At 30.0% G+C, this 19,460-nt stretch carries 17 protein-coding genes; 4 read left to right on the top strand and 13 right to left on the bottom strand.

Going from position 1 to position 19,460, the window contains the following annotated elements; all coding sequences use genetic code 11:
• Positions 1-16 precede the first annotated feature (16 nt).
• Together AANAER_RS06135 and AANAER_RS06130 are read left to right on the top strand one after the other, a co-directional pair.
• Positions 17-1,747 (top strand): HlyD family type I secretion periplasmic adaptor subunit, encoded by a 1,731-nt coding sequence (locus AANAER_RS06135; protein WP_129081925.1) that lies wholly within the window; start codon positions 17-19, stop codon positions 1,745-1,747.
• Positions 1,744-2,349 (top strand): LuxR C-terminal-related transcriptional regulator, encoded by a 606-nt coding sequence (locus tag AANAER_RS06130; RefSeq protein WP_129081924.1) that lies wholly within the window; start codon positions 1,744-1,746, stop codon positions 2,347-2,349. The genes AANAER_RS06135 and AANAER_RS06130 overlap by 4 nt, the downstream gene beginning before the upstream one ends.
• On the opposite strand, the gene AANAER_RS06125 is transcribed toward AANAER_RS06130, so the two are convergent.
• The 5 genes from AANAER_RS06125 to rhuM all read right to left on the bottom strand — a co-directional run bounded on the left by AANAER_RS06125 (position 2,342) and on the right by rhuM (position 10,848).
• Complete coding sequence (locus tag AANAER_RS06125; RefSeq protein WP_129081923.1) at positions 2,342-2,785, bottom strand: Sua5 YciO YrdC YwlC family protein; 444 nt, start codon at positions 2,783-2,785, stop codon at positions 2,342-2,344. The two genes, AANAER_RS06130 and AANAER_RS06125, sit on opposite strands and share 8 nt — an antisense overlap.
• On the bottom strand, positions 2,785-6,024 hold the full coding sequence (gene carB, locus AANAER_RS06120) for a carbamoyl-phosphate synthase large subunit (RefSeq protein ID WP_129081922.1): 3,240 nt from the start codon (positions 6,022-6,024) through the stop codon (positions 2,785-2,787). The genes AANAER_RS06125 and carB overlap by 1 nt, the downstream gene beginning before the upstream one ends.
• A 133-nt stretch (positions 6,025-6,157) precedes the next feature.
• Entirely contained in the window at positions 6,158-6,829 is a 672-nt protein-coding gene (locus tag AANAER_RS06115) for a HesA/MoeB/ThiF family protein (protein ID WP_129081935.1), read from the bottom strand.
• A gap of 127 nt (positions 6,830-6,956) precedes the next feature.
• Complete coding sequence (locus AANAER_RS06110; protein ID WP_129081921.1) at positions 6,957-9,854, bottom strand: type I restriction endonuclease subunit R; 2,898 nt, start codon at positions 9,852-9,854, stop codon at positions 6,957-6,959.
• Positions 9,855-9,864: 10 nt separating this feature from the next.
• On the bottom strand, positions 9,865-10,848 hold the full coding sequence (gene rhuM / locus AANAER_RS06105) for a RhuM family protein (protein WP_129081920.1): 984 nt from the start codon (positions 10,846-10,848) through the stop codon (positions 9,865-9,867).
• 95 nt (positions 10,849-10,943) lie between these two features.
• Between rhuM and AANAER_RS14960 the strand changes: the two genes are divergently transcribed.
• Entirely contained in the window at positions 10,944-11,099 is a 156-nt protein-coding gene (locus AANAER_RS14960) for a hypothetical protein (protein WP_164969344.1), read from the top strand.
• Here AANAER_RS14960 and AANAER_RS06100 read toward each other — a convergent pair.
• The 5 genes from AANAER_RS06100 to AANAER_RS06080 form a co-directional block, all read right to left on the bottom strand.
• The gene (locus AANAER_RS06100; protein WP_129081919.1) at positions 11,086-11,904 is read right to left on the bottom strand and encodes a Fic/DOC family protein; all 819 of its coding nucleotides are present in this window, start codon (positions 11,902-11,904) and stop codon (positions 11,086-11,088) included. The two genes, AANAER_RS14960 and AANAER_RS06100, sit on opposite strands and share 14 nt — an antisense overlap.
• A gap of 139 nt (positions 11,905-12,043) precedes the next feature.
• A complete protein-coding gene (locus tag AANAER_RS06095) occupies positions 12,044-13,039 on the bottom strand; it encodes a DUF3800 domain-containing protein (RefSeq protein WP_129081918.1) in 996 nt (331 codons plus the stop codon).
• A 74-nt stretch (positions 13,040-13,113) separates the two neighbouring features.
• Entirely contained in the window at positions 13,114-14,286 is a 1,173-nt protein-coding gene (locus AANAER_RS06090) for a restriction endonuclease subunit S (RefSeq protein WP_129081917.1), read from the bottom strand.
• 15 nt (positions 14,287-14,301) lie between these two features.
• A complete protein-coding gene (locus AANAER_RS06085; RefSeq protein WP_129081916.1) occupies positions 14,302-15,867 on the bottom strand; it encodes a type I restriction-modification system subunit M in 1,566 nt (521 codons plus the stop codon).
• Between the two features lie 78 nt (positions 15,868-15,945).
• Positions 15,946-16,638 (bottom strand): ATP-binding protein, encoded by a 693-nt coding sequence (locus AANAER_RS06080; RefSeq protein WP_218937437.1) that lies wholly within the window; start codon positions 16,636-16,638, stop codon positions 15,946-15,948.
• 267 nt (positions 16,639-16,905) lie between these two features.
• Here AANAER_RS06080 and AANAER_RS06075 point away from each other — a divergent pair, with 267 nt between their 5' ends.
• Positions 16,906-17,391, top strand: coding sequence for a helix-turn-helix domain-containing protein (locus AANAER_RS06075; RefSeq protein ID WP_129081914.1), 486 nt, complete (start codon positions 16,906-16,908; stop codon positions 17,389-17,391).
• On the opposite strand, the gene radC is transcribed toward AANAER_RS06075, so the two are convergent.
• The 3 genes from radC to metX form a co-directional block, all read right to left on the bottom strand.
• Entirely contained in the window at positions 17,386-18,048 is a 663-nt protein-coding gene (gene radC, locus AANAER_RS06070) for a RadC family protein (RefSeq protein ID WP_129081913.1), read from the bottom strand. The two genes, AANAER_RS06075 and radC, sit on opposite strands and share 6 nt — an antisense overlap.
• A 78-nt stretch (positions 18,049-18,126) precedes the next feature.
• Positions 18,127-18,351, bottom strand: coding sequence for an exodeoxyribonuclease VII small subunit (gene xseB, locus AANAER_RS06065; protein WP_179951812.1), 225 nt, complete (start codon positions 18,349-18,351; stop codon positions 18,127-18,129).
• 2 nt (positions 18,352-18,353) lie between these two features.
• The gene (metX, locus tag AANAER_RS06060) at positions 18,354-19,457 is read right to left on the bottom strand and encodes a homoserine O-acetyltransferase MetX (RefSeq protein WP_129081912.1); all 1,104 of its coding nucleotides are present in this window, start codon (positions 19,455-19,457) and stop codon (positions 18,354-18,356) included.
• Positions 19,458-19,460: the final 3 nt, after the last annotated feature.

Raw genomic sequence — 19,460 nt, 5'->3', positions numbered from 1 at the left:
ATTTTTAAGGATATTAGTGGATCAAATTCAAGATGATGAGTTAACCAAAAGTTTCAGATTTCAAAACAGAGAACTTTTAGATAATTATGTAATATTGGCAGTTACAAATAAAGAGGGAATCATAAAGCATGTCAGCACGCAAATGTGCAACACCTTTAAATACAAACCCTCTGATTTGCTAAATAAACCTTATACGTTTTTAATAAAAAAAGATTCTATTCAAACATTCAACAATCAATTCGATGATGCAAGAGATTTAAAAACTATCTGGAAAGGTGAAGTAAAACACGCTTCAAGTTCAGATCATGTGATTTGGACAGATACGGTTATAACACCTCTTTTTAATGATAATAATGAACATATCGGTTTTATTTTGGCAAGTCATGATATAACAAAAGAGAAAACCCTAAAAAGAATAAATGAAGAGAATCTTTTGAAAAAAAGATACAATAAAGCCGTATTGGATTTTATGCCCTCTTTATCTTCTGCTGTTTTACTAAGAGCTTCAAGCGGACTTCATAAAGTATTATGGGTAATTGCTTTTACGATTGTTTTTTTACTAACTTGGGCATACTTTTCAAAAATTGATGATATTGTTAAAACACAAGGTAAAATTATTACTACAACAAATATACAGACAATATCTTCTTTAAACGGCGGTACATTAAAAGAGATCTACGTAAAAGAGGGAAATCATGTAAAGAAAGGAGATATTCTTTTTAAACTATCGGATCTTGATTATAAAAAAGATTTTGAAAAAAACAGACAAAACAGAATGTCTCTTCTTGCAAAAATTGCAAGATTAGAAGCGCAGTCAGAAGGCAAAGAAATAGTATCAAACAAAGAAGTAGCCTCTTTTGATAATACAATTATGCAAAATGAAATTGAGCTTTTTCATACAAACGAGAAAAAATTTGCCGCTTCTATAAATGTTTTAAAAGAGCAATTAATACAAAGACAAAATGATTTAAGCGATGCTTATAAAAATCTTGAGATAAACGAAACAAATTTTGAGTTAATAGAAAACGAGATGAAAATCAAAAAACCTCTTGTTGAAGAGAGAATTATTTCAAAAGTAGAACTTCTACAACTAGAAAGAACAAAAAACGACACTCTTTCTGAGATAAAAAAAATAAGAGGTTCTATTCCTACTTTAAAATCGGCAATAAAAGAGATTAAAAAAAGTATTGAAGAGACAACTCAGTCTTACCGTTCAAGTTCAAAAGATGAATTGGTTGTTGCTGCAAATGATTTAAGACAGGTTAAAGAGGATATCAACTTTTTATCACAGAAGATAACAGAGACTATAATAAAATCACCAAATGACGGTGTTGTAAATAAAATCAATATAAAAACAAAAGGTGAAGCAGTGTCGCCTGGAACTGTTATTGCCGAAATTATTCCTGAGAGTAAATATGCTCTTGCAGAAGTTAAAGTCGATCCGGGTGAAATCGGGTTTTTATATGTAGGTCAACATGCAAGAATAAAATTAAGACCTTATGATTTTTCTTTATACGGAGCAGCTGACGGAGAAATCAGTTATATCTCCGCTGATACTTTAATTGATGAGAAAGATGAGAAAAAAGAGGTTTATATAGTACATATCAAAGCAGATACAAAATATTTGAATAATAATAAAAAGTTGGAAATAAAACCAGGGATGTCTGTTGATGTGGATATTATTACGGGTAAGAAAAGTATTTTAGACTATATTTTCAAACCAATAGTAAGGTCTCTTGAAATATGAATATAGTTCTTTTTTCAAAACAAGACTTTTTGATTAAAGAGATTAAAAAGTCCTCTTTTATAGAAGATATTAATATTGTTAAAGAGAATTTAGAAATATTTAATTATCTAAAATCAGGTGGCATACTTTTATACCATTTAGATTCAAATAAAGATTTTCAAGAAGATATAAAAGAGTTGTTAGAGGATTTTCAAGGAATAAAAATAGCGGTTTTTAGAGATAATCCAAATAATATAGAGGGTTGTTCTTTACTGAAAAAAGGGATTAAAGCCTATGCCCACTCTATTTCAAACTCTTTGATTATCAATGATATTATAAAAGCTTTAGAGAATGGAAAAATTTGGGTTTATCCTGAATTGATGCAGTTTTTAATCTCTTCTGTTCCCCTTGAAAATAAAAAAGAGAAAGAGCTTCTTAATAAACTCTCTATAAAAGAGCTTGAAGTCTTAGAACTTCTCTCTCAAGGGTTGAATAATTCAAAAATAGCACAAACTTTGGATTTGGCAGAAGTTACCGTTAAAAAACATATAAGTTCGCTTTTTAAGAAACTCGATAAAAAAGACAGACTCTCTCTGGCTCTGTTTTTTAAAAGCACTATCTAATTTTTTTTAGTTTTCTTTTTCCCAGTTTATAAATTGAAGAAGAGATTTTTTCACTAAACCCCTCTTTGTCTAAAACTATAATATCAGAATGTTCTAAAGCAAATTTTTCATCAAAATGGTTTCCCGTAAGATTTGCGGAAGTTGAATATAAAGCACCGAATTTTTTTATAAAATCATAAAATCTATCATCTCTTTGAATAACTCTGAAAGATTTTTGATTTGGATAGATAAAAGTCGTTCTTTTTGCTCTTCTTACTCTTTTTCTATCTGTTTTTGGAACTCTTGTATATTTTGATAGTGTTGCAAAAGAGTCTACTGTTTGCAACATTTTTTGAGTGATAGGTCTTTGTTTTATAGTTGAGAGTTTTTCATCATTGTCTGATGAAAAACCCACTGTCGTATCAGCTTGTACTAAATATACTTTTTTGCTGTCCATTAGTCGTGTAAAAATTCTTGAATAGATTTAACACCTATTCCGTCTTTATGTTTTAATGCTCTCATAGCTTCAACGCAGGCAAAAGCTGCTGCTGCGGTTGTTACGTAAGGAACATTTGTTTTAAGAACTGCTCTTCTTATATTTTTACCGTCATCTTTTGACGACTCTTTTCCATCACTTGTATTTAAAGCAAGTGCTATTTCGCCGTTTGCTATTGAATCGGTAATATTCGGTCTTCCTTCACTTATTTTAAGAACTTTTTCACATTCGATTCCTGCTTGGGTTATCACATTGTATGTTCCGCCTGTAGCAACTACGCTGAAACCTTCTTCTACTAAAGATTTTGCAAGTTTCGGAGCATACTCTTTGTCTAAATCGCATAATGAAATAAAGACTTTTCCTTCCACAGGTAAATCATTTTTTGCAGCGCTTTGTGATTTTGCATAAGAGATTCCGAAACTTTCAGAGATCCCCATTACTTCACCTGTAGATTTCATCTCAGGAGTTAAGATCATATCTGAACCGCTTAATTTGGTAAATGGGAAAACCGCTTCTTTTACTGCTATATGCTCTTTTAAAATAGGTTTTAAAACTCCGTTATCTTCCCAGATTAAATCCGAGTTGTAAGTATCAAGAGCATTTCTTAAACTCTCTCCCCACATAACTCTTGTCGCAACTTTAGCAAGAGGCATTCCTGTTGCTTTTGATACGAAAGGAACTGTTCTACTTGCTCTTGGATTTACTTCGATTAAATAGATTTGACCTTTATGAATTGCATATTGAACATTCATCAAACCTACAACACCAAGTCCTAATGCCATATTTTTCGTTTTCTCTTCAAGCTCTTTAATAAGTTCAGGAGCAATAGAAACAGGAGGTAAAGAACAAGCAGAATCCCCAGAGTGAACACCTGCTTCTTCAATATGCTGCATAATTCCGCCTATATAAACCTCTTTGCCGTCACAAATACAATCAACATCAAGTTCTATTGCTCTATCTAAGAATTTATCAATTAATACAGGAGCATCGTTTGATACTGAAACTGCTTCATCCATATATTTTTTAAGCTCTTCTGTAGAGTAAACAATTCTCATACCTCTACCACCAAGTACAAATGAAGGTCTTACAAGTACAGGGTAGCCTATTTTTTCCGCAATTTCAATTGCCTCTTCAACTTCTACCGCTGTTCCGTTATCAGGTTGTAAAAGTCCTGCTTTTTCAACAAAGGTTGAGAATTTTTCTCTATCTTCTGCCAAATCGATAACTTCCGCAGTTGTTCCTATGATTTTAGCTCCTGCTTTTGTTAAAGCATTTGCAAGTTTTAAAGGAGTTTGTCCTCCAAAATGAACAATTACACCATCAGGATTCTCTTTTTCTATTACGCTTCTAACGTGTTCAAAATCAATAGGTTCAAAGTATAAAATATCCGAAGTATCGTAATCTGTTGATACTGTTTCAGGATTACAGTTATACATAATAGTTTTTACACCCATTTCATTTAGAGCAAAACTTGCATGAACGCAACAATAATCAAACTCAATACCCTGACCTATTCTGTTTGGTCCACCACCTATAATTAAAACTTTTTTATCGCTTGATTCTTTTTTTACTTTCGGCAGTTTTGTGATATTTGTTGTTGAATATAAATATGGAGTCAAAGCCCCGAATTCTGCTGCACAAGTATCCACTTCATTGTACTCAAAATCTACATCTAAAGCTTTTCTTGCTTCATAAATATCTTCTTCTTTTTTTCCTATTAGATTGGCAATCATTTTATCTGAAAAACCGTTTGTTTTGATAATTCTCATTTTTACTTCATCTGTTAAAATCGATTCATCAATTGATTTTTCCAAATTATATATTTCTCTGAATTTACTTAAAAACCAAGGGTCAACTTTGCAAAGTTCAAAGATCTCTTCATTTGAAAGTCCTTGTCTCATACCGTCCATTAAGTATCTTAATCTATCGGCATTTGGTCTTCTAATCTCTGCTTTGATTTTTTCTATATCATCACAAATAGAATCAAAACCTACAAGTCCTGTTTCTGTAGAACATAATGCTTTTTGAATAGATTCATTAAAAGTTCTACCGATAGCCATAACTTCACCAACTGATTTCATTCCAGTTGTCAAAGTAGAGTCTGCTTTTGGAAATTTTTCAAAAGTAAATCTAGGAACTTTTGTAACTATATAATCAATTACCGGTTCAAAAGATGCCGTTGTTCCGGTGATATCATTTGTAATTTCATCAAGAGTAAATCCAACTGCAAGTAAAGTTGCAACTTTTGCAATAGGATAACCTGTTGCTTTAGAGGCAAGAGCAGAAGATCTTGAAACCCTTGGATTCATTTCGATTACAATCATTCTTCCTGTTTTTGGATCGATAGAGAATTGCACATTTGAACCACCCGTATCAACTCCAATCTCTCTTAAAATAGCAAAAGAAGCATCTCTCATATTTTGATACTCTTTATCCGTTAAAGTAAGTGCAGGAGCAATAGTTACGGAATCTCCCGTATGAACTCCCATAGGATCCAAATTTTCAATAGAACATACGATAATACAGTTATCTTTTCTATCTCTGATAACTTCCATTTCGTACTCTTTCCATCCAAGCATTGATTCCATAATCTCAATTTCATTGATAGGACTTGCTTCAATTCCGGCTTCTGCAAGTTTTTTGAACTCTTCCATGTTGTATGCAACACCTGAACCGCCGCCTGCAAGTGTAAACGATGCCCTTGAGATAACAGGGAAACCTATCTCTTTTGCGATTCTAATCGCTTCATCAACAGAATATGCATTTGCACTTTTAGGTAAATCCATACCGATTTTTATCATAGCTTCATTAAAAAGATGTCTATCTTCACCCTTTTTAATAGCATCGGGATGTGCCCCAAGGAATTTAACTCCTTCTAACATCCCTTTTTCATACATTGAAGTTGCAACATTAAGTGCTGTTTGACCACCCATAGTCGGCAAAATAGCATCAATATTCTCTTTTTCAATTATTTTTGCAACAACCTCTTCGGTGATAGGTTCAATATAAGTTTTGTCTGCAAATTCCGGATCCGTCATAATAGTAGCAGGATTCGAGTTTATCAAAACAACTCTATATCCCAACTCCTTAAGTGTTTTTGTAGCTTGTGTTCCAGAGTAATCAAATTCGCAGGCTTGTCCAATGATAATTGGTCCTGAACCTATAAGTAAAATAGATTTAATGTCTTCTCTTTTTGGCATTTATAGTTCCCCGTGTAATTTCTTATAATTTCCTTGTTAAAAATCCGCATAGTATATCCAATAAGCACTTAAAATTTTGTTAGAGTAAAAGGAGCAGAAAAAGAGAAAATCAACATCAAAAATAGATGTTGATTTATTTTGCAGGCAGATTAAATTTTTGGTTTTGTAAAACTCCCTCCTGATCAAAAGACAAATAATATAAAATATCTTTTTTTACGGGAAGTCCTGCTAGATATCTTAAAGCCAAATTTGCTTGAAGTGAAGCTATATGCATAACAATAGGACAAGCAATACCGTTTGGTTTTCTATCGTTTATTTTAAACACGGCTTCATAAGAGGCATTTTCAAAAAAACAAACCTGCCCGTGAAACTCTTCAACAGAGCCGTAAATCCAAGGCTGTTTGTGTTTTATACAATATTCGTTTATAGAAGCTCTTGTAGGAAGATTGTCCGTTGCATCGATAAGTAAATCAAAAGTCAAATCTCTTTTTTTGAAATCATCGAAAGACTCGGTAAAAATATTTACTTTGGTATAGGGGCATCTTGCTTCCATAAGTTCTTTTAAAACTTCAGCTTTATATTCTCCGTCATCTCCTACTTTAAACCCTATTTGTCTGTGAATATTGTGAATACCCACCTCATCAAAGTCCACCAAAGTAAACTCCCCTATTCCCGAAGCTCCAAGGGCAATTCCCAAAGAACAACCAAGACCTCCGCTTCCTATAATAGCCACTTTTTTATCTTGCAGGCTATCTTGGGTTTGTTCACCCCAAAGTTTTATCTGTCTGTTGAAAAATTCATGCATCTCATTCATCGTAAATCCTTACTATATAAGTATAGTTTATTTTTATCATATGATGTAATAATAGCAGATTTTTTTTAAAGTTCTATGACTTAAATCAAGGGAAAAAGTTGAGTAAAATAGTATGAATTTACTTATTATACTCAGGTTTTGGTTGGGCTGTTTTTAACTCTTCCATGTTTATTTCATAACTACTATTGTTTGTTGCAGTTTGTGTTCCTATATCATCATAAAATTTTTCAACAAAGTTTACTATCTTATCTAATACTCTTGGTATTACTTTTTTTCTTTCCAAAAGTTTTGGTTTTACTTTTAAGGTACTTGCAATCTCATCTTTTAAAGGTAATCTTTGTTCATAGATATATTTATCTACAACTCTTCTCACTTTTTTGCAATCAAGATTTTCATCATCGCATAACTCTTTGTAGGCTTTATCTTTTTGTTCTTCCCAATACTTATCAAACTCCTCTTCTATATCCTCTTCATTTATTGCATATAGGTTTTCATTGATAAATTTCTCTATTAGCTCTTTTTTACTTCTAAGTTGTGGATTGTTTGTCAAGATATTTGAGATATTTTCTTTTTGTTTTTTCTGTTCTTCTTCATTTGAATCTTTATATTTAGCTAAAAGTTTTAAAATATAGGCTACATTTATCTCATCTTTGTGTATAAGTTCTAGTTCAAAATCCACATCTTCTAAAATAGATACCTTTTCACCTTGTTCACCTCTTTTTGGTTTCATATCTAAGTATTTTGATAAGTAGTCATTAAACATCTGTTCACTCATAGACAGATCAGACCATTTAAAATCACTAAACCCTTCTAAGATGTTTTTGATTCTCATTAACTCTCTAAAAGCTTTGATAAATTCTAGTTTATCATCTTCACTTATCAAAGTATCTACACTAGCTACTGTTGGTGCTATTTTTATTAGAACTTTAAAAGCCTCATTAAACTTTTTAACATACTCTTCATATGGTTCCATCAAAATAATATCTTTTGCGTCACTTCTTGAAAAAAGTGCTATTGCATCATCGCAAGCTTTTTTGATATTTCTAAAACATACTATATTTCCTTGAGATTTTACCTCATCAAGTATTCTATTTGTTCTACTAAAAGCTTGTATAAGTCCGTGGTATTTTAGGTTTTTGTCCACATACAAGGTATTTAATCTTTTACTATCAAAACCTGTTAAGAACATATTTACTACAAGAAGAATATCAACTTCACCTTTTTTTACTCTTTTTGATAGTTCATTGTAATAGTTATAAAAAGTTTTACTATCTTTGGTGCTATATTTTGTACCAAACATCTTATTATAATCTTTGATATACTCATCTAGCTTTTCACGACTATGTTTGTTTATATGTTCTTCATCTATATGTGCACCATCTGATTCATATAAACCATCTGCATTTTTATCTTCTTCATTATCACTATATGAAAAGATAGTTGCTATTTTTAGATTGTGTTGTTTTCTTTTAAAGGTTTCATAATACTTTGAAAGCATATCCACTGAACTAACTGTCATCATTGCAGTAAAATCTTTATTGTGAGTTTTTCTAGCATGATTTGCTATGATATAATCAACGATTTTTTCTACTCTATCATCACTTTCAAAAAGCTCTTGTCTGTCTATATCTTCAACTTCTATATCAATATTTGTGGCACTATTTTCTTTCTCTTTATATCTTCCTATATATTCAACGGAAAATTTTAAAACATTGTCATCGTTTATGGCATCTGTTATTACATATCTATGAAGTCTATCATCAAATAAATCAGTTGTTGTTCTTTTACCTAGTTTATTTCCCATAGCATTTTCAGGGAATATTGGCGTACCTGTGAAACCTATCATTTGATTGTTTGTAAAGAACTTGTTTATATTTAAGTGTGTTTCTCCAAACTGGCTTCTATGGCACTCATCAAAAATAAAAACTATATGTTTATCCTTTTGTTTTGACATTTGTTCTATATATTTTCTTTTTTTGATTGCTGTGTTTAGTTTTTGAATTGTTGTAACTATTAATTTGGTATCATCACTAAATTGTCTGACTAAAGTAGCAGTATTATCTGTACCATCTACACTTCCATCACTAAAAGAGTTAAACTCTTTTGTGGTTTGAAAGTCTAAATCTTTTCTATCTACTACAAAAACCACCTTATCTACTTTTGGAAGTTTCATAAGTATTTGTGCAGTTTTAAAAGAGGTCAAGGTTTTACCGCTTCCAGTTGTATGCCAAATATATCCGTTTCTTGTAGATGTTGTAACTTGTTCGATAATAGCTTCAACAGCATAAAACTGATAAGGTCTTAGAACCATAAGTATCTTATCAACCTCGGCTAATACTATATACTTACATATCATCTTAGAGATATGACATCGCTCTAAAAAAGAACTTGTGAACTCTTCTATATTTGTGATGTTTTTATTTTCTTTATCTGCCCAAAAAAAGGTTTGTTTGAAGGTTTGTTTTTTATTGTTTGCGTAATATTTTGTATTTACTCCATTGCTTATAACAAAGATTTGAACATACTGAAATAAAGCACTGTTTGCTCCATAAGAGTGTTTTTGATAACGATTGATTTGATTAAAGGCTTCTTTTAACTCTAAACCTCTTCTTTTTAGTTCTATTTGTACTAAAGGAAAACCATTTATCAAGATAGTTACATCGTATCTGTTTTTATAAGTACCGTTTACACTTATTTGATTTGTTACTTGAAATAGATTTTGACACCAGTGTTCAGAGTCTAGAAACTCCATATAAAAGTTTGTACCATCATCTTTATTTAGAACATACTTATCTCTTAGTTTTTTTGCTTTTTCAAAGACACTTCCACTTTGCAGATGGTTTAGTATCTTTTTAAACTCATTATGGGAAAAAGTTGTTTTGTTGTGTTTTTCTAACTGTCTTTTTAGATTTTGTTCTAGCTGTTCATCATCTTTTATAAATACTCTTTGGTATTTTAAAGATTCAAGTTGTTTGATAAGGTTTTCTTCTAGTATGGCTTCACTTTGGGTACTCAATTTTCTATTCCTACTTTAATCTTTTTATATCATTTTCTAGTTCTTTTAAACTTATCTTTTTTTCTATTTGTTTTTGATTTTCTTTATATTTTTTATACTCTAATTCACTTTTTTCTTTTGCCATTTGGTGAGAGATTTCTCCAGCATTTTTCAAAAGTTCTCTTCCATTCATAGATAAAATCAAATCAAGTCTTTCAATCCAATCTTTCATATACATAGGTGTTTGCTGATTTGCCATCGTTTCTGCAAAGGCTAAGTATTGTTCTACTAAAAGCCCAAGAAGTTTTATCTCCTCTTCATTTAAATAGTTTTTTGCAACAGATACATCTTTTTTTGTGATATTTTTATCTTCTTTATCATATGAACTCATACCTAAAAGTGGTTTAGTAATATCCACACGATTGTGTACTAGTTCGGCTGCTGTTTGAGATGATACTGCCCATAAAAGTTTGTTTTGAACTATTTTGAAAAACTCTATTGTTTTTTCATCTTTTGGGTTATAATCTATGCTTGTCATATAGATATCTTTGATTTTTTGATAGAAAAACTTCTCACTAAGTCGTATCTCTCTAAGACGGTTTTGAAGCTCATCAAAATATGACATTTGATTGCCATTTTTAAATCTATCATCATCTAGTACAAACCCTTTTGTGATGTACTCTTTTAGCTTTTTATTTGCCCAGATTCTAAACTTTGTACCAGTATTTGAACGAACTCTAAAACCTAAGGCTATTATCATATCAAGGTTATAGTGTAAGACATCATAGTTTTTGCCATCATTTGCAGTTATCCGGTAATTCCGGATAACTGAATTTTTATCTAATTCTTCTTCTTGAAATATATTTACAATATGTTCATTTATTGTTTTAACACTTTTTCCAAAAACTTCTGCAAGCTGTTTTTGACTAAGCCAAATTGAGTCATCTTCAAATCGTACATCAACTTTGATATTTCCATTTTGGTTTTCGTAAATTAAGATATTTTGATTATTCATTGTTATCACCTGACGCTTTGATTTTCAAGTAAAAACACTTGATTATTTATCATCTTTTTAGTATAATACAAGATACTTAAAAGGATTATATTTTTATGAAAAAAACTATTGCAAATAGTAACAAACACTTCTCTTCTGTTACTAAAAAAAGAAAAATGATTGTAAACTCTGTTCATAGTTCTGCTAAAGTTGAAGGTTCTAAAATCACAAAAAAAGAGCTTAATGAACACTATAAACTTATACATTCATAATTTCCTCTTCAATCTTTTGTTTTAGTAACTCTTTCATAGGTTCATAGTCACATTCATATCCACTATGTACTCTTTGTATATAATTATCACTTTTTTTCAAGTTTAATCCAATCATTGGCAAACCATTTTTAGCTAAGATAATATCACATATTAGTCTGCTTACTCTTCCATTTCCTTCTCTAAATGGATGTATAAATAAAAACTCACATATTATCTTTGATAAATCTTGGGAAATAGTTTCAATATCTTCATACTCTTTTTTAGTAACTTCTTTTAAAAACTTATCAAAATCAGGCAAAGCATTTAAAAATTCTAAGCGCCATTCCCAAGCATCTACTCCACTTCCTTTACTCATATTTACTGTACGAACTTTACCAGCAAAAGGATATATAGTTTCAAATATCATCTTGTGCCATTTTTTAATCTCTTCAAAACCAAAAGACTTTGAAATATCAAAGTTTTCTACTAAAAAACTATAAACTTCTAATAGTTTCAAATCTTCTTGTTTTGTAATATACTCATCATCTGTAGATTTTAGATAGTTTATACAAACACCGTCTTTTGTGATGATTTTTTGTATATCGTTTGTATTCCACTCTTTCCATGGATTTAAGATAATATCTTTTTTGTCTACTTGCTCTTTTGAAGCTGTTATTTTATCAAGTATATTTTGGGGTGGTTTTGTTTGAGTAAAATATTTATTATCAGTTTTGTACCAATAAAAGTACTTATTATTTTTATACTGTTTAAATTTATATAATAAATACTTTGTTTTTATCATTTCTTTACTCTTTGTTTTATTCATCTTTAAATATTAGCTTTTAAATATTTGATTAGGTCAAATGACCTTGAAATTTATCCGATAATCGGATATAATATTTTTACAAAAGTTCCCATCTACTGATAAGACTCCAAGGGAGGCTTCGCAAGATAGGTAGAATGGGTCATTTATCATAATGAACTTTTTTTCTATCCTTAGTCATTTCATCAATTTTTATCAAATATTTTTCAATTCTTTTATAATATGTATCATCATTTCTTTCAAACTTTCTAAATATTGCCCAACAGATATAATCAACAATTTGAAGATTTGCACTTGATGCACTACAATGATGAAAAATATCATATCTTATTTGTTTATCAAGTTTTTTATTTTTTAAATACTCTTTAATCCCTTTTTTTAAAGCCCCAACTTGTTTGTTTTTATTTTTCTGTACTGGCAATCTATCTGTGATAATTACAAAGTTTTTATCAATTTGCAATTCATCCAAAAGCTTTTGAATAGCAAAACTAAGATTATCAATATAAAACTTATCTTTTTGTGCTCTTTTATCAGGTAAGACTTTTGGCTTATCTAATACATAAGAGTATGCTTTTACACTACTTTCATCAAAAGTAGAGATGATATTAAATAATTCATTTTTTACATGACTATTATCTTCACAAGCATGAAATGCTTCTATATCTAATCTTTTATCAATAAATGGGTCTAAATTTCTCTCCAACAATGAGTATCTATAGTTTGAAATATATTCATGTAGATTGAAAGGTCTTCTTTTTGCCAAAAAAGTAAACATATAATGTTTTGAGCCTTTTGAAGAGAAATCAAAATCTCCAGCCTCATCAACAAATATGTATAATGTATCACTTATATTTTCAATATTTACATCAGTATCTATTTTAAATTCAATAAAACTAATTTCTGATTCATAAATACCATTTACGATTTCTAATAATAAATTTTTTTCTATTTCATTAATATTTTTTAACTCTAAGAAATAATTTGGATGAACGTTAATATTCATTATATTGTAGCTATTGCCACCCCATTCATGTTCTACTTTTATTTCAAAAAAGGCATTTTCCAATTTTATAGCTAAATTATAATTACCTTGCTTCTTTAATATATTTTGAACAATCTTTATCTTCTCTTTACTCATTTATCTCCATTAACCTTTTTAATATCAATAAAAATTATTATATCAATATTTTACTAAGAACAAATATTCGTAACCTACACAAACATCTTTTGTAAAAGTGCTTTTTTAAACTTTTGAGTCTCTTCTAGGGCTTTTTTATTTTGTGATATTTTTGTATCAAGAGAGGATAAAAAGTTTGCTATTTTTATTTGTTCTTCTAGGGAAGGTAATTTGATTAAACATTCACCTATTTCTCCTAAATTAATCTTTTTAGGAAAGGCTACATGCAATGTTTTACTGTACAACTGTCTTTGAAAATAATCAGATTTAATAAACTGATTAAGGAAAGAAGAACTAAAATTTTTATTATTTTTAATTAAGGCAAGGCTAACATAAAAAGAAGCTCTAACATCCCAATCTATAAGTCTTGAAGTACCAATATCACCTATTCTAGTCATTAAAATATCATTTTTCTCTAGTTTTACTCTTTCATTCTCTTTTTCAAATACTTTTTCTGAAATATATTTTGTTTCTTCAAACTGGTTTGCAGTTACATGTTCAACACTATAAAATGGTACTCCTGACTTAACATACTTTGGAGTGCTATGTGTACCGTCATAAACTTTTGTTATTTGATTTAACTTCTTCTCTTCCCACTTAGTATAATCACTTCCATCTGCTTTTTTAAATCTAAGCTTTTGGGAAAATATCTTTTGCATCATAGCTTTTTTATAGTTTTGTAGTAACTCGTCTTTTTTTGATAGTTGATTTATCTTTTTATCAATAGAGGATAAAAAAGAGGCAATTTTTTCTTGCTCTTGTTTTTGTGGTAAAGGAATAAGCATTTTTGAAATCATTTCCATTCGCACAGAATCAACAGAATTTTTTGCACTCAATCTAATTACCCTTTTATAAAAATTCTCTGAAAAATAAAAAAATATATATTTTCCAAAAACATTATTTTTAAAATTATGTATATTATAAACTCTCTGATGATAATCGAATTTTTCATTTAGATAATGAAACACCTTTCCTACACCCACACCATCGCCAGCTGTAAGAATTGCTTCACCATCAAAAGAATAAGAATTAATTCTTTCTATAGTTTGAGAACGAACAAAAAAAGGATATGTGCCATTATCTACTTTATCTTGTGTATCTCTATTTCCTGTTTTTATATCAGCTAAATTACCAAGAGTTTTTTCTTCCCACTCCCCAGAAAACTCCTTAAACCTAAGCTTTGGTACTCTTATATTTTCATTTTTCATTATTCACTCTTCATTTTAAAAGGGAGTTTTAATACCAAGCTCATCACAAAAGCTTTTTATCACTAAGTCATTTTCAACTATTTTTTTATCAAGTTCTTTTAACTCAATAGAAACCTCATCTAAGTCAATTTCCTCTTCTTCTTCGAAAGTATCTACATATCTTGGGATATTTAGATTGTAGTCGTTCTCTTTTATCTCTTCTAGGCTTGCTTTGTATGAGTATTTATCTTCTTGAATTCTTTCCCTGTACGTTGTCACAAGTTTTTCTATATCTTGCTCTCGAAGATAATTTTGATTTTTCATCTTTTCAAAATGTTTTGAAGAGTCTATAAAAAGTATATCATCACTATCTTCTCTACACTTTTTAAATACTAAAATACAAGTAGGTATCGAAGTTCCATAAAAGATATTTGCAGGTAAGCCTATAACTGCATCAAGATAGTTTCTATCTTCAATCAAGTATTGTCTTATATGTCCTTCTGCACTTCCTCTAAATAAAACTCCGTGAGGTAATACTACTGCCATAGTTCCATTGTCATCAAGATGGTGTATCATGTGCTGTACAAAAGCAAAATCAGCTTTTGTTTTAGGTGCTAGCTTTCCGTATTGGGAAAATCTGTCATCACTTAGATGAAGTGGATTTGCCGACCAGTGAGCAGAAAATGGCGGATTTGCAACTATTGCTTCAAACTTCATTCCCTCATGTTGTGGTCGCTCTAGGGTGTCTTCTTGTTTTAAATCAAATTTTCTATAGTGAATATCGTGCATTATCATATTCATACGAGCTAAGTTATATGTGGTTCTATTTAACTCTTGTCCATAGAAGTTTGATACATCTTTCACCTCTTTTGCAACCCTTAAAAGAAGTGAGCCAGAACCGCAAGTGGGGTCATATACTGATTTTAGTTTCTCTTTGTTTGTCGTAACTATTTTTGCTAAGATTTTTGAGACACTTTGAGGAGTATAAAACTCCCCTGCTTTTTTACCAGCTCCCGCTGCAAATTGTGAGATAAGATACTCATAAGCATCACCAAGTACATCTCTATCATGATTTTTTAGTTCAAAGTTTATCTCATCAAGGTGAGCTAAAACTTTTGAGATAAGAGTATTTTTTTGCTCTTCACTTCGTCCAAGTTTTTTAGAAGTAAGATCAATATCAGAAAACAAATCTTCAAAATCATCTTCACTCTCATGCCCCATAGTCGAAGCTTCAATATTTCGTAAAATCTTTGTCAAATCATCTAAGATAAAATTGTTTGAGTCGCTGTTTCCTCTTTTTGCAATAGCAGAGAAAAGTTCACTTGGTTTGAGAAAATATCCAAGTCTATCAAGAGATTCTTCTTTTATATCATTTAAATACTCTTTTCCTATATCTGTATTTTCATCAATTTCTTTATATTCAAAATCATCTTGTGCTAATAATACTTCATTTGCATAGCTTTCCATTTTTTCAGATAGATACTTAAAAAAAATAAAGCCAAGGATATAATCCCTAAACTCATCGGCATCCATCTTACCTCTTAGGGTATTTGCTATATTCCATAACTGTTGTTCTAATCTTCGTTTGTTCTCTTCGCCCATTGCTTTCCTCTTTTAAAAGTTTGTATTTTACAAAAACTTTATAGTCATACGGCTTTAATTTAGGCTTTGGAAGTAAAATTATGTTTTTGGAAGAGTAAGAGAAAAAAGCACTCCGTCATAGTCTTTATTTTTATATTCAATTTGTGTATTTGATATTTTTATATCTGCTTTTAGGGTATTTTTGATTATCAGGTAGGTTATATACAAAGTATTATCCGTTTGTTTTGATTTTTTTTGTAAAATTGTTGCGGGATTGAAGAAATTGTTTTCCAACTTTTCTTCTATTTTTCCTATTGTGCTTTTTAGATTTATTATTATATTTTCATCTTTTGAATCTACTTCTATAAAGATATATTTTTCTTCTATTTCATTTTGATTAAATATTTTTTGAGAGTTTTTTATAATATTGTACAAAACTTGAAAAAGTTCATCTTTATAACTGTATAAAGAGAGGGAAAAACTATTTGTATATAAGATATTGATATTATGAAATCTCTCTACTTGGATTAAATTATCGATTAAAAAACCTATATCAAAAACCTCTTTTTTTTCTCTTTTTCTAAAATTTGCACTTTTTGACTGCTCATATATTATCAAATCTTTTGCTTCACTCTTTTCTAATTCTTGGTTTAATCTGTTTTCAAAATTATTTTTATAAATTTCAAACTCTCTTTTTTTCTCTTCCAGTTTATTTAGTAAAACTCTTTTTGATGTTCTTTGTTTTTGTAAAAAAAGCAAAGAGAGCAATAGAATATTTAAAAAAATAACCAAAATAAAAAATAACACTTTTTCATCGCTAAATAGAGTGTTGTCGTTCATATTGAGACTTAGAATATATAAAAAATAATTTAAACTACAAAATATAAAAAAATGAATAAGATTCTGCAATTTATTTCTCATTTTATTAACCTTTGAAAAAATTTTATAAAAATAGAACTTAGAAACTAAAAGTATAAAGCTAATTCTACTTTTAAGTGTATTAATTTTCTATTAAATAAATAATTTATTTCAATACAATTATATGAGAAAGGGAATTGTATGGAAGTATATGAGAGAATAAATAGTTTATTAAAACAAAAACATCTTACAAAAAGAGAGTTTGCCAAAAGACTTAGAGATTTGGAACCTAAACTTCACAGTACAGGAGAAACTCCGACTGAAAAAACTATTTACAAATATCTTGACGGAACTATTGCCGTAAAAATAGAACTTATTCCTTATATTGCAGAAGTTTTACAAGTAACTGAACAAGAACTTTTTACCTGCGATAAAAAAAGCCGAAAAAAATTCTTTCAAAATATACTAAAAACTGCAACAGAAGAAGAGATTGACATAATATCAAAAAGATTTAGTCTAAAATCTTATGAAAAAACAGTAGTTAACGAACCTAAAAAAACATACAATAAAAAAGAGTCCTCTTTAGAAGAAGAACTTATTTCTTTGCTTCCTTTTGCTCCTAAACCTTTACTTCAAAATTTGGTTATCAAATTAAAAGAGCTAAAAGAGTTTAACGAAACTTTATAATATCCCCTCTTCTTGCAAACTTATAAAACCTTCATTTGTAAAAATCAAATGATCTAAAAGTTCAATTCCCAAGATCTTTCCCGATTCTTTTAATCTGTTTGTTACTTTTATATCTTCGCTGCTTGGTTTTAATACTCCGCTTGGATGATTATGAGCTACAATTATACTGGCACATCTTTTTTCTATTGCGTGGGAGAATACTTCTCTTGGGTGTACCAAACTTTGATTTAATGTTCCTATTGTGATGATTTTTGTTTCAAGCAGATTATTTGCTCCGTCTAAATAAAGAGTCAAGAAATACTCTTGTTTTTTGTTTTTATAGGGTTTAAGCTCTTCATATACATCCAAAGCACAATCTATTTTATAACTTTGTATATCAAGAAGATACCTTTTTGAAAGCTCTATTGCACTTATTATTTGAGAAGCTTTGGCTTTACCTAAACCGTGTATATTTAAAAGTTTTTGCAAATCTATATTTTCAAAGTTTGAATCAAAATATTTTTCTATTTCGCGTGATAGTTTTATTACATCTTTACCTTGAATTCCGCTTCCTAAAAGAACAGCTATTAGTTCATAATTTTTAAGTGCGCTAAGTCCATATCTAAAAAGTCTTTCTCTTGGTTTATCTATGCTTTGTAACTGTGTGATTGCTTTCATAAACTTCTCCTGTGTTTTGAAGAAGTTTACCAAGTTTTAAAAGGCAAGTTTAAAAATATAACATTTTGCAATATTTTTTTAAAAAGGTTCGCTACTTTCTTTCTCTTCTTTTGTAAAAATCAGTTTTGCTTCATCAAGAAGTTTTTGAGCCTCTTCTAGCTCTTTTATCCCCTCTTTGTAGACATCTAACGAATCACTAAGGGTTATTTGAGGATTTGAGAGTTTTTCTAAAAGCTCTTTTGCTTTTTCTATTTTTTTCTCAAAACTTAAGCTTTCTATCTCTTCTTTTATCTCTTCACTCATAATTAACTCTCCAATAGTTCTACTATATATTTATCAAATTTTTCTACTTCAACCAAAAAAGAGTCGTGCCCTGACTGACTCTCCACCATTTTGTATGTTATTTGATTGCCTTTTCCTATTTTTATCATAATATCTCTTATCTCTTCCATCTCTTCAGGGAAAAAAAGCATATCATCGGAAAAAGAGATTAGATGTAATTTTCCTTTGACTTTTGCAAATGAATTTTCTAAGGTATCTTCATTTCTTCCTGCATCAAAGATGTTCATTGTTTTACAGATATAAAGATATGAAAGAGGATCGAAAATCTTAGGGAAATTGTAAGCATTGTATTCCAAATATCTTTCAACTTCAAATCTTCCGAAAAGTTCATAAAGCCCGTCTGTTCTTGAATAGTCTCTTCCAAATTTTCTATTAAAAAGTTTAGGACTAAGATAGGCAATTAAACCTGCCATTCTTCCTATTGCAAGTCCCGGAAGTCCTTTTGCTATCAAATCATCTTTTTTATAAAATCCGTCTTTAAAAGAAGGATCGTGTCTTATGGCTTCTATTGCAAGTTTATTTACGGCAATAGCCCAAGGTCTTGTAAAAGCCGTTGTAGCTAAAGCAAAAATATGTTCGGCAAAATCAGGTTGTTCTATTGCATAACAAAGAGCCTGCATTCCTCCCATGCTTCCGCCGATTACTGCTTTTGCTTTTGAGATTCCAAGCTTTTTGTAAAGTCTCATTTGAGCTTTTACAATATCCGAAATAGTCAAAATAGGAAATTTAAGCCGATACTCTTTTTTTGTAGCTGGATCAATACTTAAAGCATTTGTCGAGCCGAAGTTACTTCCTAAATTGTTTGAACAAATTACAAAATATTTTCTTGTATCTATTGCTTTACCGTCACCTATAAATCTGTCCCACCATCCGGGTTTTGCCTCATCGGCATATCTTCCCGCTGCGTGGTGGCTTCCTGCTAAGGCATGACAGATTACGATTACGTTTGACTTATCTTCGTTTAATTTACCGTAAGTTTCATATACAAGCTCAAACTCTTCTAAAATCCTACCGCTTTCTAATCTAAGCGGCTCATTAAATTTAATTCTATCTGTATTTATTTCCATTCT

This window comes from Halarcobacter anaerophilus (assembly GCF_006459125.1).
In the GTDB taxonomy this organism is placed as follows: domain Bacteria; phylum Campylobacterota; class Campylobacteria; order Campylobacterales; family Arcobacteraceae; genus Halarcobacter; species Halarcobacter anaerophilus.
The sequence above is the reverse complement of the archived record's forward strand: the minus strand, read 5'-3'. Positions and strand labels throughout refer to the sequence as shown.